This window comes from Mycoplasma sp. 527 (genome assembly GCF_053851595.1).
This window is the reverse complement of sequence record NZ_JBSQAY010000002.1, coordinates 190891-211030: the sequence shown is the minus strand read 5'-3', so window position 1 is coordinate 211030 and position 20140 is coordinate 190891. Positions and strand designations below refer to the sequence as shown.

At 27.6% G+C, this 20140-nt stretch carries 23 protein-coding genes and 2 tRNA genes; 13 read left to right on the top strand and 12 right to left on the bottom strand.

Features of this window, described 5'->3' with window-relative positions; genetic code table 4:
- Positions 1 to 258: 258 nt before the first annotated feature.
- The 3 genes from ACWXVQ_RS01895 (at position 259) to ACWXVQ_RS01885 (ending at position 1333) form a co-directional block, all read left to right on the top strand.
- Positions 259 to 333: transfer RNA gene (locus ACWXVQ_RS01895), tRNA-Cys, on the top strand.
- 6 nt (positions 334 to 339) lie between these two features.
- Positions 340 to 416 (top strand) — tRNA-Arg (locus ACWXVQ_RS01890).
- A gap of 119 nt (positions 417 to 535) precedes the next feature.
- A complete protein-coding gene (locus ACWXVQ_RS01885; RefSeq protein WP_455994123.1) occupies positions 536 to 1333 on the top strand; it encodes a dimethylarginine dimethylaminohydrolase family protein in 798 nt (265 codons plus the stop codon).
- Between the two features lie 249 nt (positions 1334 to 1582).
- Here ACWXVQ_RS01885 and rsmA read toward each other — a convergent pair whose 3' ends face one another.
- The 4 genes from rsmA to rpmB all read right to left on the bottom strand — a co-directional run bounded on the left by rsmA (position 1583) and on the right by rpmB (position 4097).
- Complete coding sequence (rsmA, locus tag ACWXVQ_RS01880; RefSeq protein WP_456013401.1) at positions 1583 to 2353, bottom strand: 16S rRNA (adenine(1518)-N(6)/adenine(1519)-N(6))-dimethyltransferase RsmA; 771 nt, start codon at positions 2351 to 2353, stop codon at positions 1583 to 1585.
- A gap of 3 nt (positions 2354 to 2356) precedes the next feature.
- Positions 2357 to 3121, bottom strand: coding sequence for a TatD family hydrolase (locus tag ACWXVQ_RS01875; RefSeq protein WP_455994884.1), 765 nt, complete (start codon positions 3119 to 3121; stop codon positions 2357 to 2359).
- A gap of 6 nt (positions 3122 to 3127) precedes the next feature.
- Positions 3128 to 3826: a 5'-methylthioadenosine/S-adenosylhomocysteine nucleosidase family protein gene (locus ACWXVQ_RS01870; protein ID WP_456013400.1), complete on the bottom strand. Its 699-nt coding sequence runs from the start codon at positions 3824 to 3826 to the stop codon at positions 3128 to 3130.
- Between the two features lie 73 nt (positions 3827 to 3899).
- On the bottom strand, positions 3900 to 4097 hold the full coding sequence (rpmB, locus tag ACWXVQ_RS01865; RefSeq protein WP_438340590.1) for a 50S ribosomal protein L28: 198 nt from the start codon (positions 4095 to 4097) through the stop codon (positions 3900 to 3902).
- 253 nt (positions 4098 to 4350) lie between these two features.
- Here rpmB and ACWXVQ_RS01860 point away from each other — a divergent pair, with 253 nt between their 5' ends.
- Positions 4351 to 5124 (top strand): MAGa3780 family membrane protein, encoded by a 774-nt coding sequence (locus ACWXVQ_RS01860; RefSeq protein ID WP_438340589.1) that lies wholly within the window; start codon positions 4351 to 4353, stop codon positions 5122 to 5124.
- 68 nt (positions 5125 to 5192) lie between these two features.
- Here ACWXVQ_RS01860 and ACWXVQ_RS01855 read toward each other — a convergent pair whose 3' ends face one another.
- From ACWXVQ_RS01855 to dnaA, 3 genes are read right to left on the bottom strand one after another with little or no spacing between them, the layout of a single operon-like run.
- Entirely contained in the window at positions 5193 to 5411 is a 219-nt protein-coding gene (locus tag ACWXVQ_RS01855) for an RNA-binding S4 domain-containing protein (RefSeq protein ID WP_438340588.1), read from the bottom strand.
- Entirely contained in the window at positions 5411 to 6508 is a 1098-nt protein-coding gene (gene dnaN / locus ACWXVQ_RS01850; protein WP_438340587.1) for a DNA polymerase III subunit beta, read from the bottom strand. The genes ACWXVQ_RS01855 and dnaN overlap by 1 nt, the downstream gene beginning before the upstream one ends.
- Positions 6509 to 6529: 21 nt before the next feature.
- The gene (dnaA, locus tag ACWXVQ_RS01845) at positions 6530 to 7891 is read right to left on the bottom strand and encodes a chromosomal replication initiator protein DnaA (protein ID WP_438340586.1); all 1362 of its coding nucleotides are present in this window, start codon (positions 7889 to 7891) and stop codon (positions 6530 to 6532) included.
- Between the two features lie 328 nt (positions 7892 to 8219).
- On the opposite strand from dnaA, the gene rpmH reads away from it, so the two are divergent.
- Genes rpmH through yidC form a run of 3 tightly spaced genes read left to right on the top strand, consistent with a single transcriptional unit; the run spans position 8220 to position 10765 of the window.
- Positions 8220 to 8366 carry a 50S ribosomal protein L34 gene (gene rpmH / locus ACWXVQ_RS01840; protein ID WP_002881399.1) on the top strand — a complete coding sequence of 49 codons (147 nt, stop codon included), beginning with the start codon at positions 8220 to 8222 and terminating at the stop codon, positions 8364 to 8366.
- 43 nt (positions 8367 to 8409) lie between these two features.
- Positions 8410 to 8742, top strand: a complete 333-nt coding sequence (rnpA, locus tag ACWXVQ_RS01835) for a ribonuclease P protein component (RefSeq protein WP_438340585.1) — start codon at positions 8410 to 8412, stop codon at positions 8740 to 8742.
- Entirely contained in the window at positions 8726 to 10765 is a 2040-nt protein-coding gene (gene yidC / locus ACWXVQ_RS01830) for a membrane protein insertase YidC (RefSeq protein WP_438340584.1), read from the top strand. The genes rnpA and yidC overlap by 17 nt, the downstream gene beginning before the upstream one ends.
- Positions 10766 to 10817: 52 nt before the next feature.
- On the opposite strand, the gene ACWXVQ_RS01825 is transcribed toward yidC, so the two are convergent.
- Positions 10818 to 11228, bottom strand: a complete 411-nt coding sequence (locus tag ACWXVQ_RS01825) for a hypothetical protein (RefSeq protein ID WP_444704973.1) — start codon at positions 11226 to 11228, stop codon at positions 10818 to 10820.
- Positions 11229 to 11341: 113 nt separating this feature from the next.
- On the opposite strand from ACWXVQ_RS01825, the gene ACWXVQ_RS01820 reads away from it, so the two are divergent.
- On the top strand, positions 11342 to 12346 hold the full coding sequence (locus tag ACWXVQ_RS01820) for a nicotinate phosphoribosyltransferase (RefSeq protein ID WP_438340582.1): 1005 nt from the start codon (positions 11342 to 11344) through the stop codon (positions 12344 to 12346).
- Complete coding sequence (locus tag ACWXVQ_RS01815) at positions 12346 to 12981, top strand: hypothetical protein (protein ID WP_456013398.1); 636 nt, start codon at positions 12346 to 12348, stop codon at positions 12979 to 12981. Before ACWXVQ_RS01820 ends, ACWXVQ_RS01815 begins: the two co-directional genes overlap by 1 nt.
- A gap of 145 nt (positions 12982 to 13126) precedes the next feature.
- Here ACWXVQ_RS01815 and ACWXVQ_RS01810 read toward each other — a convergent pair whose 3' ends face one another.
- The 4 genes from ACWXVQ_RS01810 to mutM form a co-directional block, all read right to left on the bottom strand.
- Positions 13127 to 14122 carry a DHH family phosphoesterase gene (locus ACWXVQ_RS01810; RefSeq protein ID WP_456013395.1) on the bottom strand — a complete coding sequence of 332 codons (996 nt, stop codon included), beginning with the start codon at positions 14120 to 14122 and terminating at the stop codon, positions 13127 to 13129.
- On the bottom strand, positions 14109 to 15086 hold the full coding sequence (locus ACWXVQ_RS01805; RefSeq protein ID WP_438340579.1) for a DHH family phosphoesterase: 978 nt from the start codon (positions 15084 to 15086) through the stop codon (positions 14109 to 14111). Before ACWXVQ_RS01805 ends, ACWXVQ_RS01810 begins: the two co-directional genes overlap by 14 nt.
- A gap of 259 nt (positions 15087 to 15345) precedes the next feature.
- A complete protein-coding gene (locus tag ACWXVQ_RS01800; protein WP_438340578.1) occupies positions 15346 to 15588 on the bottom strand; it encodes a Smr/MutS family protein in 243 nt (80 codons plus the stop codon).
- 3 nt (positions 15589 to 15591) lie between these two features.
- Complete coding sequence (mutM, locus tag ACWXVQ_RS01795) at positions 15592 to 16416, bottom strand: DNA-formamidopyrimidine glycosylase (RefSeq protein WP_456013393.1); 825 nt, start codon at positions 16414 to 16416, stop codon at positions 15592 to 15594.
- A 47-nt stretch (positions 16417 to 16463) separates the two neighbouring features.
- On the opposite strand from mutM, the gene ACWXVQ_RS01790 reads away from it, so the two are divergent.
- From ACWXVQ_RS01790 to ACWXVQ_RS01775, 4 genes are all read left to right on the top strand, one after another.
- Positions 16464 to 16931 carry a Sua5/YciO/YrdC/YwlC family protein gene (locus ACWXVQ_RS01790; protein ID WP_438340576.1) on the top strand — a complete coding sequence of 156 codons (468 nt, stop codon included), beginning with the start codon at positions 16464 to 16466 and terminating at the stop codon, positions 16929 to 16931.
- Between the two features lie 5 nt (positions 16932 to 16936).
- The gene (locus ACWXVQ_RS01785; RefSeq protein WP_456013391.1) at positions 16937 to 17398 is read left to right on the top strand and encodes an RpiB/LacA/LacB family sugar-phosphate isomerase; all 462 of its coding nucleotides are present in this window, start codon (positions 16937 to 16939) and stop codon (positions 17396 to 17398) included.
- 176 nt (positions 17399 to 17574) lie between these two features.
- Positions 17575 to 18873, top strand: coding sequence for a hypothetical protein (locus tag ACWXVQ_RS01780; protein WP_456013390.1), 1299 nt, complete (start codon positions 17575 to 17577; stop codon positions 18871 to 18873).
- Positions 18866 to 20128, top strand: a complete 1263-nt coding sequence (locus ACWXVQ_RS01775) for a hypothetical protein (RefSeq protein WP_456013389.1) — start codon at positions 18866 to 18868, stop codon at positions 20126 to 20128. The genes ACWXVQ_RS01780 and ACWXVQ_RS01775 overlap by 8 nt, the downstream gene beginning before the upstream one ends.
- Positions 20129 to 20140: the final 12 nt, after the last annotated feature.

The window sequence follows — 20140 nt, the reverse complement described above, 5'->3', positions numbered from 1 at the left end:
CAAAGAGAAATAGATTTAATGCGATCAATTAATGAAGATTTATAAAAAAATAAGAAGAGATATAAATAAAATTGTAATTTTATAATAAATTATTCTATTCCTAAAGTAGAGCTATTTTTTTATTAGAAATTATGCAAAATGTATAATTAAACAAATTCAAAATATCGGTGGCTCATTTTTCATGCTAATTAATGAATTTACAAATATTGTTAAAAAAAATAATAAAAAGTTTATAATTATAAAGCAATATATAGTGTTGCCACCATAGCCAAATGGCCAAGGCATAGGTCTGCAACACCTTGATTACCGGTTCGAATCCGGTTGGTGGCTCCATTTAATGCGCCCGTAGCTCAATTGGATAGAGTGTTTGGTTACGGCCCAAGAGGTTGCGGGTTCGACTCCTGCCGGGCGCGCCATTTCAATAAAATGACCAAAAAAACGCGAATGCGTTTTTTTATTTATTTCATTAGATAAAATTAAATTGTGAATAAAATACAATTAATTCACAACTACTTAATTTTAGGAGTACTTAAAAATGAAAGATCAAATGAAAGATAAATTTAAAAATGTTATAGTTAAGACACCAGCTTCTTCAATGACAATGGGAATAACATCGGCTCCTGAATTAGGGAAGCCAATTTATAGTCTAGCTCTAATTCAACACGAAAAATATATTGATGCTTTAAAAAGCTGCGGCGTAAATGTTACCATTTGTCCAAAAAATGAAGATTTTCCTGACTCATGCTTTGTTGAAGATACAGCTGTAATTGTTACAGGAGAAATTGCAATATTATCTAATCCTGGTGCAGCATCACGTAATGGCGAAAAACATGAAATGCTGACATATCTAGAAAAATTCTTTGACAAAGACCACATTTTTAAAATCGAAGCCCCTGGAACGCTCGACGGTGGTGATGTTATGATGGTTAAGGATACTTATTACGTTGGTATGTCTGATAGAACAAACCGCGAAGGCATTCGACAATTTCATAATATTTTAGCTAGTGTAGGAAAAAAATGCATTCCAGTTCCTATGACAGAAATGCTACATCTAAAGACTGGCGTTAATTATCTAGAACATAATAATCTGTTAATTTCTGGGGAATTTATACACTACCCAACATTTAAAGAATTTAATCAAATTATTGTTGATAAAAGCGAAGCATATGCTGCTAATTGCATTTGAGTTAATGAGACAGTGATTGTACCAGAAGGATATCCACATACTCTAAAAGCAATTCAAGATTTAGGAATTTACAGGGTTATTACTTGTGATACATCTGAATATAAAAAATTAGATGGCGGACTAAGCTGCTTATCGTTAAGATTTTAAAACACTAAACTGGGTTCAAACCCAGTTTCTTAATGTTTTAAATATAAAATAAAGCAATAAAAATTATTGCTACATATATATCAAAACATAATTTATATGTTTAATAGGTACTTCTTTATATTAAATAAAGTGATCAAAATGTATTAAAATAAAAAATAAAAGCATGCTTGTGGGTTGCATGCTAATATATTTTTTTTATGAAATATAATTTAATTATAAAGCATATATTTTTTTTATTAATAACTTTGATTAAAAACAATTTAAAAACTCAAAAAAGAGCTTTTTATAGTCATTTACACCAATATTTTCAGGTCTAGACATTGGATGAATATTCAATCTCTTTAATATTAATAAAACAGTGATTTTATTATATTTTAATATCAAATTATTAACTAATGTTTTTCTCTTGAATTGAAAACATAATTTTAAAAAATCTAAAAAGGGCGATAATTCAAAATCTATATTATCAGCAAAATCAATTCTTACAACCATCGAATCAACTTTTGGACTGGGATTAAAATCAGAAGATTTTGCAACAATAACCTTTGAAACATTAGCAATACTTTGAAGCGCAACGCTTAATTTAGAATAAGTTTTTGAATTAGGCTTTGCAATTAATCTATCCCCCACTTCTTTTTGCACCATTATAACAGCATGTTTAACATATTTATAATTATCAATTAATTTAAATATAATGGGAGATGTAATATTATAAGGAATATTACCGACAACGACTTTTTTAAATTTTGAGACCAAATCAGCATCTAAAAAATCTTTATTTAAAAACTTAATATTTTTTGGTACTTCCTTGTTAATTCATATATCATATAAATCTTTATCTAATTCATATGCTTCAAGACTTTTTACCTTATCAATCAACAAGTTTGTAATCGCCCCCAAACCGGGCCCAATTTCAATAACGTTTTCATTTTCCACGTCAGCTGATTCAACGATTTTTTGTTGAATTTTTTTATTAATTAAAAAATTTTGCCCAAAACTTTTTTTAGCCCTTATTTGCATTTTCTATATACCAAAAACCTTTCTAATGTTTAGTCTTACCTGCTTTACAAGTAACTCCTCATCTATGCCCTTAAGATTGGCAATAAATTGGTATGTATATTTGACATATGGACTAATATTTGGTTTACCGCGCATCGGTGTTGGCGCTAAATATGGTGTATCTGTTTCACACAAAATTCTATCAATAGGAATATTAATAACAGCTTCTTGTAAAGCTCTTGCATTTTTAAATGTTACTACGCCAGAAATTGAATAATATATATTTTTATAAGGCAATGTTTTCTTAACAAAATCAAGATCCCCACTAAAGGAATGAAAAATAATATTTATATCATTAAATTCAGAATTCTTAATTATTTCAAAAGCATCGTCTAAGGCTTCACGAACATGAAGCATTGCAGAAATGCCATGTTTTCTAGCTACATTTAATTGTGAAATAAAACTTTCCTTCTGAATTTCTTTACTTGGAGAATTATCATAATGATAATCAAGTCCAATTTCACCAATAGCAATAACATCATCATTGATGATAGACTCAATAAAATTGCCATCACTACTTCCAACTGCTTCAGTAGGATGAATCCCGATAATCGGGTGTAAAAATTCTTTATCTTTTTTGCATAAATTAATAACTTCAACTGAATCATTTTTCGAAGTGCCTACAATAAAAAGCTTTTCCATATCTTGCTTCTTTCAATCTAAAATAACACTATATGGTTCATCATAATATTCCTTAAAAGGATGAGTATGGACGTCTACGTATTTCATTTTATTTTATAACTCCTCCAATAATTGTTTAAAAATTAAAAATATTTTCTCTTTTCATACACTTTTTTTAGTAATATAAAAATTTTCATTTTTATGCAAGAAGTCTGACACTACCTTTATAACAGCAATTCTTATTCCTAATAAATTAGCGCAATGTATTAAAGCACAAGCCTCCATATCTAAGATCCCAATATTTTCAAAATTATCCTTAATTTTTTCAATATCATTTTTAGAAAAAAACTTATCAGCCGACAATAAATCAGTGTTTTTTAGACCTAAAATGCTATTAACTTCCTTAGATAAAATGGAATTTGTCATAAACTTGTATTGATTATTAGGTAATTGGCCTAGCTTGTAATTCGGTAATTTAGTCAGATCAACATCAAAATAATATGAATTTTCAATGATAAAAGCATCGCCAACATTAACATCTAAAATGCAACCCGCCGGCCCAATGTTAACAATCTTTTCAACCTGATAATCTTTTTCTTTTAACTTAGCAATGCTTTGTGTTAAGCTAAATGAGGAATTAACCTTACCAACACCGCAATACAATAATGCAAATTCTTTTTTTGAATAATTTGATAAGCACAAATGTAAGCTTGTATTCTCATTTTCAAATAAATTATCTTCTAAAAAGAAAATATTATTTAAAATATCTATCTCACCTTTTTCAGCAACAACAAATAGGCTAATTTTTTTCATTTTATTTCCTTATAATATAATAATTTATAATAAAAAATTCTTGGGAATTCCAAGAACTTATTATACATATGAATTAAGCTACTAAACCGTATTTTTTTAAAGTTCTAGCATTTTTGGCTGTTACTCTAACAGTTTTCTTTGTGCCATTTTCAGTTAAAACAGTTACTTTTTGCAAGTTAAGGTCAAATGTTCTTTTTGAGGTATTCAAAGCATGTGATCTCTTGTTTCCACTCAATGGTTTTTGACCTGTTAATTGATCTCTTCCTGGCATTATTATCTCCTTAATTTTGTAAAACAGTATCTTTAATATTTTATATTAAATTAATTTTTTTTTTAATTTTTGTTCATATTCACATTTAGAAAATAAATTAGATAAACTAAATTACCTGTTTTTGCCATTTTTAGAGACACTTATTTTGCAATATTACTTTAATAGCACTTTAAAGTTAATAATTATTTTTTTAAGTAATATGAAAATTTTATTTTATTATAATTTTACACAGTTAATTATGGAGGTATATTATATGCTAGAAGCAAAAAATAAACTTAGCAAAAACAATACTATTAACTTAATTTTTGGCATTTTTGTGGGATTAACATCACTGGGTTTTTTGATCCTTAATATTCTTTCATACAAAGAAAAGGACAATTTTGACAATGAAATACCAACTTTATATTTAGTTTTTAAACGTTTTTCATCATTATTTTATTTTACCTATTTATCAAACTTTTTATTAGCTGCAACCTTAATTTCAGTGGCGCTAAAACCAGAAAATGAAAAAGCAAAACAAATGTTTTTTATCTCTGTTGTATTAATTACAGTTACTTTTTTAATTTATTGAACCTTAATTTCATATCGAAGAGAAACATGGGAAAATTGAGTTAATGCAATCAAATCCCTAACAACTCATGCAATTAATCCTACCCTTGGTTTTATTGGTTTATTTCTAATTAAAAAACAAATAAAAATAACTTTTAAAACAATTTTAACAGCAATGCTAATTTTGTTTGGATACTTCATGTTTGCATTTATTTTGTACTTTGCAACATTTAATAAAATTAAGGAAAATCATGGTGTTATTATTTATACATTTCTAGATTTTAAAAATCCTTTCTTTTATAAAGGAAATAATAAAGGAATAATTATTGTTTTAGATATATTAATTTTTGCTTTAGGATTTGTTATTCCAATTGCCCTATGTGCTTTTTGAAAGGCAGTATATAGAATTAAATACATAAGCCGCAAAAATAAAAATCTTCAACAATCAAAATGCATAAATATTTCTGAAAATAAGTAGAAATTATTTAATTAAATTTTTAAAAACCAACTTCCGTTGGTTTTTAATTTTGGATACTTATTAGGATGTTATTCATTAATCGCTTCTCTTATTAAATAGATTTGATCATCAATTCAAACTGTGTCGCCTACTCTAATAGTAGCATTTCGGCCTTTAGGAATTCTATCGTTTATTTTCACCTTGTGAAATGACAAAAATATTTTAGCCATTCCTCCGGTGCGACAAAGGTTTATTTTTTTGAGAAATTGACCTAATTTAATTTCACTTCCGTAAATTTCAATTTTCATTAAAAACCTCTTTGCGGTGTAATTAAATGATAAAGTTTAGGATTTGATTGTGATGTTATAACAATTCGCATCTTATCAGCAGTGAATGATAACTTTATCTCATCATCAAAACTTTGAATAGCATCTTTTAAAAATTTTGAATTCAACGCTAATTTAAGCTCACTATCATTATAGCTAAATTTTTGTGTTTTAATCTCGGCATTAGCTATCTCATCACGTGTGGAAGATATTGTTAAAATATTGTCATTAATATGTAATCTAATCTTATTATAATTTTCTGAAATAATAACCGATGCCTTGTTTAATAAACTATTTAACTCCTTTTTAGTAATAATCAATTCATAAGCAAATGATTTCGGAATAATTCTAGATACGTCAATATAAACTTGGTCAACGACTTTTGATTCGATCACTGTTCCGTCTAACTCAAATAATATTTTTTGATCTGAAATATTCAAAATAACATCACCACTATAATCAAAATTCAAAACATCCTTTAAATTCTTAGCAAGTATTGATATATTAAAATTAACATCATCAGCAATTTCAGCAATTTCTTCGGCATAACGGTATTTGTCAGTTGCAACTAATTTAAACTGGTTATTTTGAGCAGATATATTGATACAACATAAAATAATATTTGTTTCAAGTGTCGAAGCTGAAACAGAAACATTTTTTACCATATTTTTAAGTTTTTGTCAACTAATTTTGACTTGGTCACCATAAACAGAAAAATCAATAACTGGATATTCAAAAAGATTATATAAATTTATTGAAAAACGTTCGTTTTCAGTGATTAATTCAAGAGTATTTTCCTTTGATTTCAAAATAATATCGTTATCTAATTTTTTGACTATGTTTCTAAATAATGAAAGATCAACAAGAATTTTGCCAGGAAGAATAATTTCAGCATCAAGCGATACATTTATGTCGTGTTTAATGCTGATTGATCCGTTTGATCCAATTAATGTAATTTTATTTCCTTCAGCACTAAGTAATATGCCTTTTAATTCTGGCATAAAAGGATTGGCATCTATTGCTTTTGCCACCCTTTCGATAGCAGCATCTAATAAAAGTTTATTAATCTTTAATTCCATGAAATCTTACTCCTTAAATTGTTATATTACTTTTTTTAATGTATTTTGAATTTTTTCAATAGCAGTTTTTATAGCAGAATTACTTTGTAAATTAGCATCAACTCAGTTCAAAGAAGCAATAACAGTAGAGTGTGCTTGATCCCCGACAATCTTACCTATTTCCTTCAAAGTAAAATCAAAATTATGTTTCAATAAATAAATAACTATTTTTCGAGGCATTACAACTTCTTTAACTCTTGTTGGGCTAGATATTTTCTTTTTATCAATGCCATAGTATTTACTTACTGTTTCAATAATTTTTTCAGGGGTTATTGTTTCAGCAGCTTTTGTCACATTTTTAAATATATTTTGAATTGTCCTTAAATCATATGTAAAGAAATCATCACCATCAGCAAATAATTTTATGCGACTTATTGCTCCTTCAAGCGCTCTAATTGATGAAGAAAAGTTTCTTGCTATATATCTAAATGATTCCTCTTCTCATAAATCAGGGTTTACATCATTCTCTTTAAGTTTAAATTTTAAAATGCTAATAACATCCTCAACACTTAAATCATTAATTTCAGTTATTAGCCCACCCTCAAATCTTGTCAGGAATCTTTGCTCAAAGCCGCCAAGTTGGTTCGGTTGCTTATCAGCACAAAAAATAATTTGATTTTTTTGTGTCTTCATTGTGTTAATAATATTAAATAAAACATTTAAGGTACTTTCTTTATTACCGTATTGTTGGACATCATCAAACATTAAACAATCATAAGAAGTCAGTTCGTCAACAATTTTATTAATTTGCTCTTGATTTCTTGATTTAAGTTGTTCCACTAACTTCCGGGTTAGATTGTCCGGATTGATGTATAAACATGTTTTATTTTTCTTCTTAAATTCATTGCCAATAGCATGCAATAAATGTGTCTTGCCTAACCCGCTACTCGAATAAATGAACAAGGGATTAAAACTATCGTTATATTCATTGCAAATTTGTTTAACCGCCTTAAAAGTTATTTTGTTAAAGTTGCCAATAAAATAATTGCTAAACGTTAAATCATTTTTAACATTAGTTATCTTTTCAGAATTAATGAACTTATGAGCTTCCTCATTATCAATGATCTTTTTTATTTCATTTATAGATGAAATCAAAACAACTACTAATTTTTTTTCTAGTGTATTAATTACTGCTCGTTGAATAGTTTGAAGATATGTTTGTTTAACATAATCAATAATATATGTCGGTGCTAAAATATAAGCATTATTTTCATCGGTACTAATTAGTTGAAGACGAGAAAAAAAAGTTTCATAAACCATTTCATCGCTAGAGTTATTTTTAAGTTCATTTTGAAGTATTTTATTCTCTACATTTAGATTCAATTGAGCTTCTTGGTATTTCATATAAATATAAATTATATTTTAAATTGATGCAAAACTATTTTTTTTAATTAAACATAATGTATTTACATACATTTTATTAACAGTTCTATTATTATTTTTCTTTCTTAAATTAAGTTGAAAAAAATAATAAAATAAATTATCAACAAATAAAGATACTTAAATGAGTAGTTTGTTAAAAACTTTTATTAGAGGTTAGCTAAAAGACATAAAATAATACTAAAGTAAATTATTAATTAATAATTAATAAAATGCAAGGGGGATTTTTGCTTTTTTGGTAAAATAATATAAGTATTTTTACATAATAAATATTTTTGAAAAGGAGAGAAAAATGAAAAGAACATACCAACCTAAAAAACGTAAACATATTAAGGTGCATGGTTTTATGGCTAGAATGCAAACAAAAAATGGCCGTAAAGTTCTTGCAGCAAGACGTGCAAAGGGAAGACATAAATTAACTGTATCAGATGAAAAATAATTTGATGCTTTTTGTTTTAACTTTAAATTAATAATTTTGCATTATGAATAAAAAAAATACTGTTAAAAAAAATTGAGAATTTCAAAAAATTCTTAATGGACATAATCAAGTCATTTCACGAAATTTAATTGTTTATTTTACTAAGTCGCAATTTTTCAGATGCGGAATTTCAATTCCAAAGCAGTTTGCTAATGCTGTTGAAAGAAATCACTACCGCAATCAGATCAGATCGATTCTAAGAAAAATGGACATAAGTCAAATTAATTACGACACCGTTATAATAGCAAGAAAAAATTTTCTCCATCTCAATTGAGAGGAAAAAAACAAAGCTATTCACAAAATCTATGAAAGGATAACCGATGGCAAAAAGAAGTAGTTCTAAGCACTATGATTCTTTTCGGATTAACCAATCTCCTATTGATAAGCAACCAAAGGCTGTCTGAAAAAAAGTTTGAAAATGAATTAGGGTTGTTCTAATATTCATCATTATTTCTATCGGCCTAGTAGGTTGCGTGCAATCAATTGCAACAAAATCGGGAACTAAAGTTGGTTCAGGACAAGAAATATATACAAAGAACGACTATGTTTCACCAAACATCGCAACACTAAGATGGAATAAAGATCGCAATGAATTCTATGTTCCAAACATCAATACAGAAACCGGTATAGTTGCAAATACTTATCTTGGCCTAGAAGATCACGAACAGATTAATCAGTTAAGAAAACAAGATGCTCAAACCGGTGGACAATATGGTATATATGGTGGTACATCATTTGCATTGCAATTACAAAAGCCAAAAAATGACAATGCCGCTTTATCAAACAAGCCAGATGATTGACAAAATATCTCTAACATCGAAATAAAAAACGAAGATGGGCATAGAGGTGTTATCTACGGTAATGGTTTAAACAACATTTATCTTAATTTTGGTAATAGTAAGGGTGAAGGAAAAACAAAAGCATATACCCCTGTAAGTAAATTAACCGATATTTACCTACCTAACTCAATTGTTTTTGAAACATATGAGAAAAAAGTTAAGGTTCCCGGTTCAAATGAAACAAGAACAGAATTTGTCACTGACTATTCACACGTTAAAGATTTAAACCTCTCAAGAGTTGAATTAACTGGTGTAAATGGTTCAAATGTTTATAACGTTTTTCTAGCGGATATATACACAACATTATTAGCAGAAACATTTAAGATTTGAGTAGACCAAGATAATAATAGATCTGATTTCGCCAAGGCAATCTCTAAAAAATCAGGAAAAAGTATTTCTCAATTAAGAGCGTTAGATAAATATAGTTTAATTAGCGAATGGAACAATTTCATTCTTAGTTATAAAAATTCAATAGGTCCCGCAAAGGGAATTAGCGAAGAAGAAGGTAAAGAATTAAATAAAATCTTTCTTTCGGTTTCATCTGTTATGAAAAACTATGCTTCATTAACCTCTCTAAATGAATCATTATTTAAGGTAAATGATAAAAAAATCGGTAGGGAAATCAGCGTATTTAACTTTTCCTCAATCAATGATGCAGGAAATTATGCTCCTGATGCCTGAAAATTTAAATTAATGGCCTCAGATGCATTTGTACCCAACAAGCCAATAACTACCTATAAAGAGCACTGGGAACAAGGTCCTTTTTATGGCTTCTTTGTATATCCAGTTGCTCAGTTTATGAACTCCATAATTAGACCGTTAGGAACTACTGGATGAAGCGTGGTACTGGCGTTGGTTATCACAGTTATTTTTGTTAGAATTATCACTTTCTTCCTTACAACTAAAACAATATTTAGCGCAAGTAAGATGGAAGAATTAAACCAAAAGAAAGCAAAGATTGAAGCTAAATATGATGCTTACAAGGGCGATAAACAAATGAACCAACGTAAGCAAATGGAAATTAGTGAATTATACAAAAAAGAAAAAATTTCACCGCTCTCACAACTTGTCTCATCATTTATAACCCTCCCAATATTAATTGTTGTATTTAGAATAATTTCAACTTCTCCAGAAATTAAACAATCCACATTATATACAATACAGCTTTCAGCTACTTCGATTTATAGAATATTTAAAATTGGTGAGCTCCAATATTTACCAATTGTTGTTCTATCAATTGCAGTTCAATTAATAGCTCAATTTATGCCTAAAATTCTTAAACTAAAGAAGAAGAAATCACTTCAAGCTGACGCCTATCAACGGGCTGCAATAAAAAAATCAAATAAAAAGGCATTTCTAATTCCAATTATATTTGCTTTTATAGGGATATTTTTTAGTGCTGGTTTGCAAATATACTGAATAATAGGTGGTATATTTACAATTCTTCAACACGTTGCTGTTCATTACATTCAAAAAACAAGATGATATAAAAATAAATTGCAACCTTTCCTATTCAAATAATTTAAATATAAAAATAACGAGCTTTTTTAAGAAAGCTCGTTATTTTTATAGTCTATTTTTTTAATTTGTTTCCATGCTTTTCTTTTTTTATTTTTTGATGCAAATCATACATTTTAATAGCAGAAACTATCATACAATATAACGACAAAAAGGGAATAATAAATATTGCAGACAATAAGAAATAAATATGTAGTCTTGCATTATTGTTTTTTTTAGCATATTTCAATCCTAAAATAGATGAACTAACAACGAAAACTATACTAAAAATAAATAAAATTGTTATTACAATATAAACCGGATTAGATGTTCATTTTCCATAATTATTTTCATTGCCATTCAGGTATATAGCCAATAAAATGCTAATAAATGCACACAAAAAAACAATAAAACAAATGCTAGCTCATGACTGCATCTTATACAATTTGCCAACATAATTATTCTCAGATTTATCAATTTGTTCCATAATATAACTCCTAAAGTTATTCTACCTAATCACAATATAATATATAATTTTAATATTAATTTTTATTTTGCTAACCAAAAAATGTAATTCATTTTATAAATAAAGAAGGTATAATGAAACTAAAAGACTATATCTCGATATATTTTCTTAAGACCAAAAAAATTTCACAGAAATACCGCAAAAATGAGACAGTAACACTACAATTTTTTCAACGCCACAATAATGTAAAATTATGTGGGATAAATGAGGTCATTAAATTGTTGTGTAAAAACACTGATACGTCTAAATACACAATAAGATATCTTGAAGAAGGGTCAATAATACATAATAGAGAAGTCGTACTTGAACTAGAAGGACATTACTATGATTTTGGCATTTGAGAAGGCATTATAGATGGTATTCTTGCCCGGCAAACTTCAATTGCCACAAATGCACACAATGTTATTAAGGCAGCTAATGGAAAAAATGTTGTAAGCATGGCTGATAGATCGGATCATTATATAAACCAGCTAAATGATGCGTATGCTCTTAAAGTTGGTGGAATATATAACCACTCTACTCTTGCATCATCCAATTACGACCTAAAGCATACGTTTGGCAGTATGCCACATGCCTTAATTCAAATGTTTGAAGGAGATATTGTTAAGGCAATTAAGGCTTACCATAAAACATTTCCAAATGATGACCTTTATGCTCTTGTTGATTTTCATAATGACGTTATTTCAGACTCACTTGCCTGCTTAAAAGAATTTGGCAAAAAACTCAAGGCAGTAAGAATTGACACCTCGAAAGCATTAATTGACAAAATGTTTATTGAGGGAGAAGCAGAATATGGCGTTACCCAAAATCAAGTAAAGAGATTAAGAGAAGCTCTAGATAATAACAATGGAAAACATGTTAAAATAACTGTTTCATCAGGATTTAATGCTAAAAGAATTAAAGAATTTGAGGATGAAAATACACCGGTAGATACATACGGCGTTGGAGCATCATTATTGAAAGTATGAATAAATTTTAGTGCCGACGCAACTAAATTAAATGATAAATATATCGCAAAAGAGGGAAGAGGATATCTAAAAAATAACAAACTTAAAACTTATAGAGGGGAAATTATTTAATGGAAGAAAATCACAAGAAAAAAATAAAAGATAATATCTTTAATTTTATTGGCTACTTAGTTATTTTTCTTTTTTTAGCAATAGGAATTATTTTGTTTTTAGTTGCATCTCATGTTTTTGGTTCTATAGGCAGAGGAGGAACTATAGCATCATATATCTTTGGCTCAATTTCGCTTATTTTATTTATCCTAATAATAATAAAAATATTTCTAATTATTGCTTCAGAAAACAAATACGCAAAAAACGCAATTGATGTCAATAAAATATTTGAGGGCGTAGAGCTAGATGAAGAAGAAAAAAACACCCACGACTTATTTTTAGAAGAATATCATAAAGAAATATCAAGTCTAAACATCTACTTTGGTGCCTTTGTTTTAATTGAACAAAAACATTATAAAAAAGACATTGATATAAATCATCCAAAAGTAAGAATGCTTATTGAACAAATGATTATTGATGGTATAAAAAAATATGGTTTTTTTGACCTATATCTTGTAATTGAGTTTTCAAAGACAATTAATAAAAAATTTATTTGAAAAGGCGACCATAAAAAGTATAAAATCTACTTTGAATATATAAGAAAAATATATCACATTGCCGATGATTACATTTATAACAAATATTTTATTAAATAAAATTAGAAATTTATAAACAACATTACCTGACCATTATATTTGGTCAGTTTTTTTATAATTGAGCTATGTTAAAACAAAAAAAGACCCGAATCATATATAACGATTTGAGCCTTGGCTTTTTTGGTAAAATAAAGTAAATTATTGATTAATTATTTTTATCATAATTTTCAGAAATGGTTATTTCATGTTCCAAATCGGCTACTATTTGGGGGATTAATAATGCGTCGCTAATTTGAGCACCCGACGCGCGATGATGACCACCACCACCCCACTTAACAGCTACGTTTCTTACGCAGGCACCATTTGATCTAAATTCACATCTAATTTGATTTTCCTTTTCTTGCGTAAAAAATACTCATGCCTTGTTATCATCAATTGAGGAAAGCAAAAAAGGTCGATTTGCTTTTAATGGGTCATAAATCCCAAGTTTCTTCTGATCCTTTAAGGTAAAGTAAAATGATACAACGCCATTTTTTATATTCATATTTTGTTGAACAAAGGCGTTTATTTTAATATCCTCCAATGTTTTTTTGGCCATATTTTCATGTAGTAAATCTTTATTAGCGTTATGAGATCATAATCAAGCAACTAAAAACATTGTCTTATCATCAGTTAGGTTAGTTGTAAGTCTAACTGAATCTGTATAAATTCCTAAATATAAATATGTTGCTGCTTGCGCATTAACTTTTCAATTTAATCCATATGCAATTTCGGCAACCTGTTGTGCCGCTGCAGGAGAGTACTTATCAACTCAAACCAACGAAGCATTTAAGTCGTCATCATTAGGATGATGATCAATTCTAATAACATCATCAAACAGATTATTATCTAAATATTCACGGCACTCTAATCTTTCTTTAAAATTAGCATCAACAATAATAGCTAACGAATTTTCGAGTTTCTTAAATTCCAATTTATCCATTGAAAAATCAAGGTATGAATAAATTCCTTTGGAATCACCGATAGTATAAACATTTTTATTAGGAAAATTTTCTTGAATTAAATGCTTCATACCAAATTGTGAACCTAAACAGTCACCGTCAGGTCTTATATGATGAAAGATTACAATATTTTGGTATTTTTTAATTTTATCTTCAATTTTTTTAAATATTTCTAATCTTTCAGAACTAATTTTGATCATTTTTTAAAACCTCAGCCTTTAAGTCCTCAATTAGAGATTTCATTTCACGTCTAGAATGACATGTTGCTCCAGCAGCAACTTCATGGCCACCGCCAGGTTGGTATTTTTCACAAATGTGATTAATTCATATACCGTTTGATCTAACTCTAGCTCTAATATTGCCGTCGGGAAGATCGATAAATAATACTCAAATTTTGCAATCTCCGATGTTTGCTAAAATGCCAACATCATTAGCTTCATTATCATTTAAATTAAATTTTTCCTGAATCTTCTTAGTTACATGAAAATATAAAACCTTTCCATCACTCTTATAATTTAATAAAACATATGCAGAAAATCTAACTTTTCTTTCATCCCTTTTAGCAAGATCAAAATTAACATCTCATACTCTAAAATTATTGCCTTCATGTAAATAAGACATAACATCAAATGTTCTTTTTTGAACATATTCATATTGAAATCTTCCAGAATCTGTATTAATACCTAAATAAGTATATTTTGCTGCCTTATCAGTAACTTTTCAGTTGGACATCATCGCAATATAAGCAACTTGCTCAGCTGCTGCTGCAAATGTTGGATCTTCTCACGTATAGTCATATTCAATATCTGGATTAACAGGATGATGGTCAATTCTTAATAAATGAGTAAAGTTTTTATCAAGAATGTATTGCGCAAATTGAATCCTATTTGATGAGTTAGCATCAACAACAATGCCTAATGAGTTTTTGAAATTTTCTTTTGGTACATCCTCAAATTTATCAAAATCTCATTCAAAGAATGGAAATGCACCAATATTATCACCAAAAACGAACACTTTTTTTTCTGGGTAATTAGTTTTTATCAATTCTCTCAAACCAAACTGTGAACCCAAACAATCACCGTCAGGTCTTATATGATGAAATATAAAAATATTATCATGAGATTCAATTGCTTGTTTAGCAATTTCTCAAGTATTCTTTGCCATTTTTTCTCCTAGTAATTAAAAATTAATTATTTAAAAATTTAATTGATTATTTTATTTATTATTAAATTATAAAACATAATAAAAATAATCAACCATTTTATGATAACTAAACAATTATCAAGGTTTAGCCTAATTCAACTAGGTTGCCATGTTGATAAAAAAATAAATAAATTTAAAGCGTAAAAAAATCTAAATTCTAATATTACTATTTGAATCTAATATCTTTTTAGTCAACATTTATTCATACTATTTTATAAAATTAATTCTTTTTATATGCCCTAATAACTGAATGATTAGAATTCAAAAATTCATAATCATATTTTTCATCTTCTAATAGATTTGAAATAGCAAATTGAAGGGTTTTGGTGCCATTACCAACAATAATATCTACATATTCCATAAATTCATTTTGGTCTAAAGTAAATAAAGCGTTCAAAACATTAATAGATGCTTCATCACTAGTCAAACCGTGTAAATCAATCTCTAATGAATATAGATTCATATTTTAATACTCCTTTTGACAATTTGGACAAAGGTAAGTTCCACGCCCATTGACCTTAATTTTTATAGTTTTATTTTGGCATTTTAGACATGACTTTATTCTATCGCTGTGAATCATTAAATAATCTTGATAAGAACCTATCTCGTTATTAAAACTTTCATAGGTATGAATAGTTGTTCCCCCTAGTTTGTAGCTCTTATCCATAATAACCTGGCCTTTTTCTAATATCTCTTTAAGTTTAGCTAATGGGATATTTTTTGATTTACTCAACGGGTGTATAGCGCACGCAAACAAAGCCTCATCAATATAAATGTTCCCAAAACCTGCAACATATGATTGATCCAGCAACTTAGTTTTAATAGAGCTTTCACTACCCTTCAATTTATCAAAAAGTTCCTCAATGTTAGTATCTTTAGGTTCGAGTGCCACTTTTGATAAAGGTAATTTTTTTTCATATGTTTCACTATCGCGCAAGTAAAATGTGCCAAACATTCGGCTATCAAGATAATGGAGCTCGCTATTATCTTCAAATACAAATTTAGCAACTAAATGTTTATGGTTCTCATGTGGTTTTTGATAATAACGATATTTTCCTTCCATTCTTAAATGAGATAACAAAATTAAGTTGGTTTCGAATTGAAAAATAATATGCTTACCCTTATTTTTGACTTGAGTTATTTCATGCCCCCGTAAATTATTCTTATATGTTGAAGGCGAATACTCCTTAAAAAGATGCGGTTTAATAATTTCTAGGTCCTTAATTTTTTTATACAAAATGACCTCATTTAGGTTTTTAACAACCACTTTTACTTCTGGTAATTCAGGCATATTACTATTATATACTTTTAGATAACATAATGTAATATAATAAAAGTATGACAAACAAATATAAAAAATTATTTATATCAACAACTGATACCGTTTTAGGGATCGGCGGCGCTGTTAACGATGAAACTAAAGATTTAATTTATGAAATAAAAGGCAGAGATAGAAATAAAAAACTAATTATTTTAGTATCCTCTATCCACCAGGCACGAATGTTTAAACAATGAAATCCGCAAGCTGAGCAATATGCTAAAAAATATTGACCAGGCGCAACAACGTTAATCGTTAATGACCAAGGTTTTAGAATGCCAAACCATCCCTTGCTACTTGAATATCTTGAAAAAAATGGGCCAGTATATATGTCGAGTTGCAATATATCAAATGGTCCAGTATGCAAAAATATCGAAAATGCAAAAATTCTTTTTCCTGAAATAACAAATGTTTATAACTTTGGAGAAATGAGTCAAAAGCCTAGCCAAATAATTAGAGTTGAAGACGGTTTAATTTTAAGGGAGTAAATTTTATGGACAAAATTGTAAAGATAACTAGTGATCACGCTGGACATGAAGCAAAGATTAAGCTCGCTAACGAGTTAAAAAAAGAAGGATACAAAGTAGAACTTTTTGGTTCAACAAGTTCATTGTTGCCAGTCTCGTATACCGATGTTGGAATAGAATTTGCAAAGGAAACAAAAAGAGATCTTAATAAAGAGAATACAAAACTTATTGCTTTTTGCGGCTCAGGAATTGGAATATCTATGGCTTTAAATCGGTTTAAAGATATAAGATGTGCTAGAGTTACAAATGAAGAAGAAGCGAGATTATCAAAAGCCCATAATAATTCAAATATCTTGTGTATGGGAGGAAGATTATTAAAAGATAACGAAATTCTAAACATGTTTCATGCATGAGAAAATGCAGAATTTGAAGGCGGAAGACATCTTATTAGAATTAGTAAACTAGGCGAACTTGGCCAGGATGAATAATTTAAATGTATAAAATGTACAAATCAGGACTAAAGTTAGCCCTGATTTTTAATCTTATTTTATCGACCAGGCAACATAAACTAACAAAAAATATTAATTTTTTTTAAAAAATAAAACGCATACTAAAAAAAGTATTACAATAATTTAATTTATCAAAATTTAAATGGGGTTTAAGAATGAAAAAAATAGAACTTAAAGAAAAAATAAATTATATTTCTAAATATGTTGATGATTTCAATGAATTGCATAGTACAGATATAAAAATTATTATCAAAGGGTCTGCTGTTTTAAAGTTAAATGAACTTATTAAACGCAATCCCAATGACATTGATATTTGTTTTTTTAACAATGAAAATTTAGAAACAAAAAGAGCATTTATTAGATATATTACAAAAATTGGAGACTTCAAGCTACTAAGAGAAGATGATAACCTTATAACAATTGAAAATTTTGAATTTGGAAAGGTTGAATTTATTCTTTTTGAATATCTTCATGTTGATTGATTAACCAAAATTGATAACAACCTTTACTTTGTAAATTCTGATTTTATGATTATTGGAAAAATCTTAATGCTTACATATGTTATGTCATCATATTATCCACACAATGATAAGATGGAAAAAATCATTGCAACAATAAGCGATTTAAATCACCTTGATAATCTAACCTCATTTCTAGATAACTTCAAATTAAACAATTATAAAACCCTAATCATGAACCTTATCAATAATTCAACTCTTATTTTTATCTATTATAAATATAAGGAATTTTTATGATGGAAAAATGAATATGAAGTCTTCGAAATTCAAGATCCCGACTTGTTGCAAACTTTTAATAAGGTAAAACATATATTCAAACAAATAAATAATGATAAAGAAATTAGTGACTATATAAACTTCAATAGCAAAATAATAGAAAGCTTTTATTTAAATTTTTTTACTGAATACCAAGAATTTGACGCAACAAAGGGTTTTAGCAAATTAAAAAGCACAAATATAATTTTTAAGACAGATTACTCTTGCCAAGATAGCAATAGAAGTTCTTACTCAATAAATAACTTTAATTTTGTCGAACAAAATCAAAATAGTAAAATTAATTCTTTTATACTAAACTGGTTTATTAACAATTACCAAATTAAAAATAATAAAAAGGTAAATAATGAATATATTTTTAATTTAAAAATCTCTAATGATAGCAAGTGAGAAAATCAAGGGATTTTAGTAAATTCAGATAACCAAAATAACATTAAAACTAAAAAGATTTTGTCTATACTTAGCAAATATAGCATTCCCTATAAAATTTCCTTAAGTAAAGAATGAGCCGCAACCTGCAAGCAAGAAAATGAAATCGTTGATTTTATCATTAGCATTCCAGGGTATTTAGAAACTGATATAAATGTTAAAATTAACATCATAAACATTATTCATATGATTCAAATAATTTATGTTTTATACAAGGAACTAAACAATGATTAATAAAACAAAATATGCCAGTTCTTTAATTATTTCAATGATTGGATCTGAGGCCTTTAAACTTGGGACAGCAATTTATATCTATAAGTTCACAAGTAGTTTTTGGCTTGTTTCCCTTTTATATTTACTAATTCAAATACCGGTCTTTATTTCATATCTACTAAATAAAAAAATTGCTTCAAAATTAAAACTAAAAAATATACTTATAGCAACTGACTTTATTAGCGTAGGTGTGCTAATGGTCATATTAATTAGCTCTTTTTTCTTCATAAAAAATAATTCACTCCAGGCTTTTTCAATATTTTTATTAATAACTAACATTATATTAAATATCATACACTCATTTAGATTCATAGCCCTTAAGTCAGTTTTATATTATTTATCAAATAACAATAAAGATATAAAAACTTACAACGTTTTAACGACTATCGCTACTGCGCTAGCTTTTCTATTGGCATCAATGTTTTCATTTGTATTATTTACTAAATTACCTTTTTGGTCATTAATTGTTATGAATATGATAACTTATTTAGCATCAGGGATTTTATACTTCATATTAAAGTTAAATAAGGAGCCATTGCAAACAACACCAACTATTAAAAATAATGTAGACAATTTACAACTTGAACACAACAAAAATTACAACATATGAAAATGAGTTTACACTATTGCATGTAGTCTAATTGTTGGAATATTTCTTTTTCCACGAACAGCGGGAATGTCTCAATTTTTTAAAGCTATTTCATTTAATGCAGAAGAATGATCATTTATATTAAATATTATATTCGGATCTTTTGGCCTGATTGGAAGCCTAATTTCTTTAGTGATAAGAAATAAAGATATCAAACTAAGATGAATTTTATTAGCTATGAATATTGTAATTCTAATAGTTATTCCTATTTTATTTATATCAATTAGTAATTACATTAAAAACATAATTTATTTAGTAATAATAGGTATGCAACAACTATTTTTCTCACTATTTATTGCCATTTTTTACACAAATACATATTTGCTTTTTAAAGAAGACAAATTTAAAAAAAATACAATATGAACATTAATTTTTAAAGTTATTTCATCGTCTTTAATTATTTTATTATTAACTCTAATAACATATCAAATTAACTATTTTGTTACGTTTACCGTGTTCACAGCATTAATACTAGTTACAAGTATTGTAATTGCAGTTTCGGAAATATTTTTATCTAAACATAAAAAGAAAGAAATGTTAATTAAAAAGCAACAAGCAAACAAATAAAATACATATAAA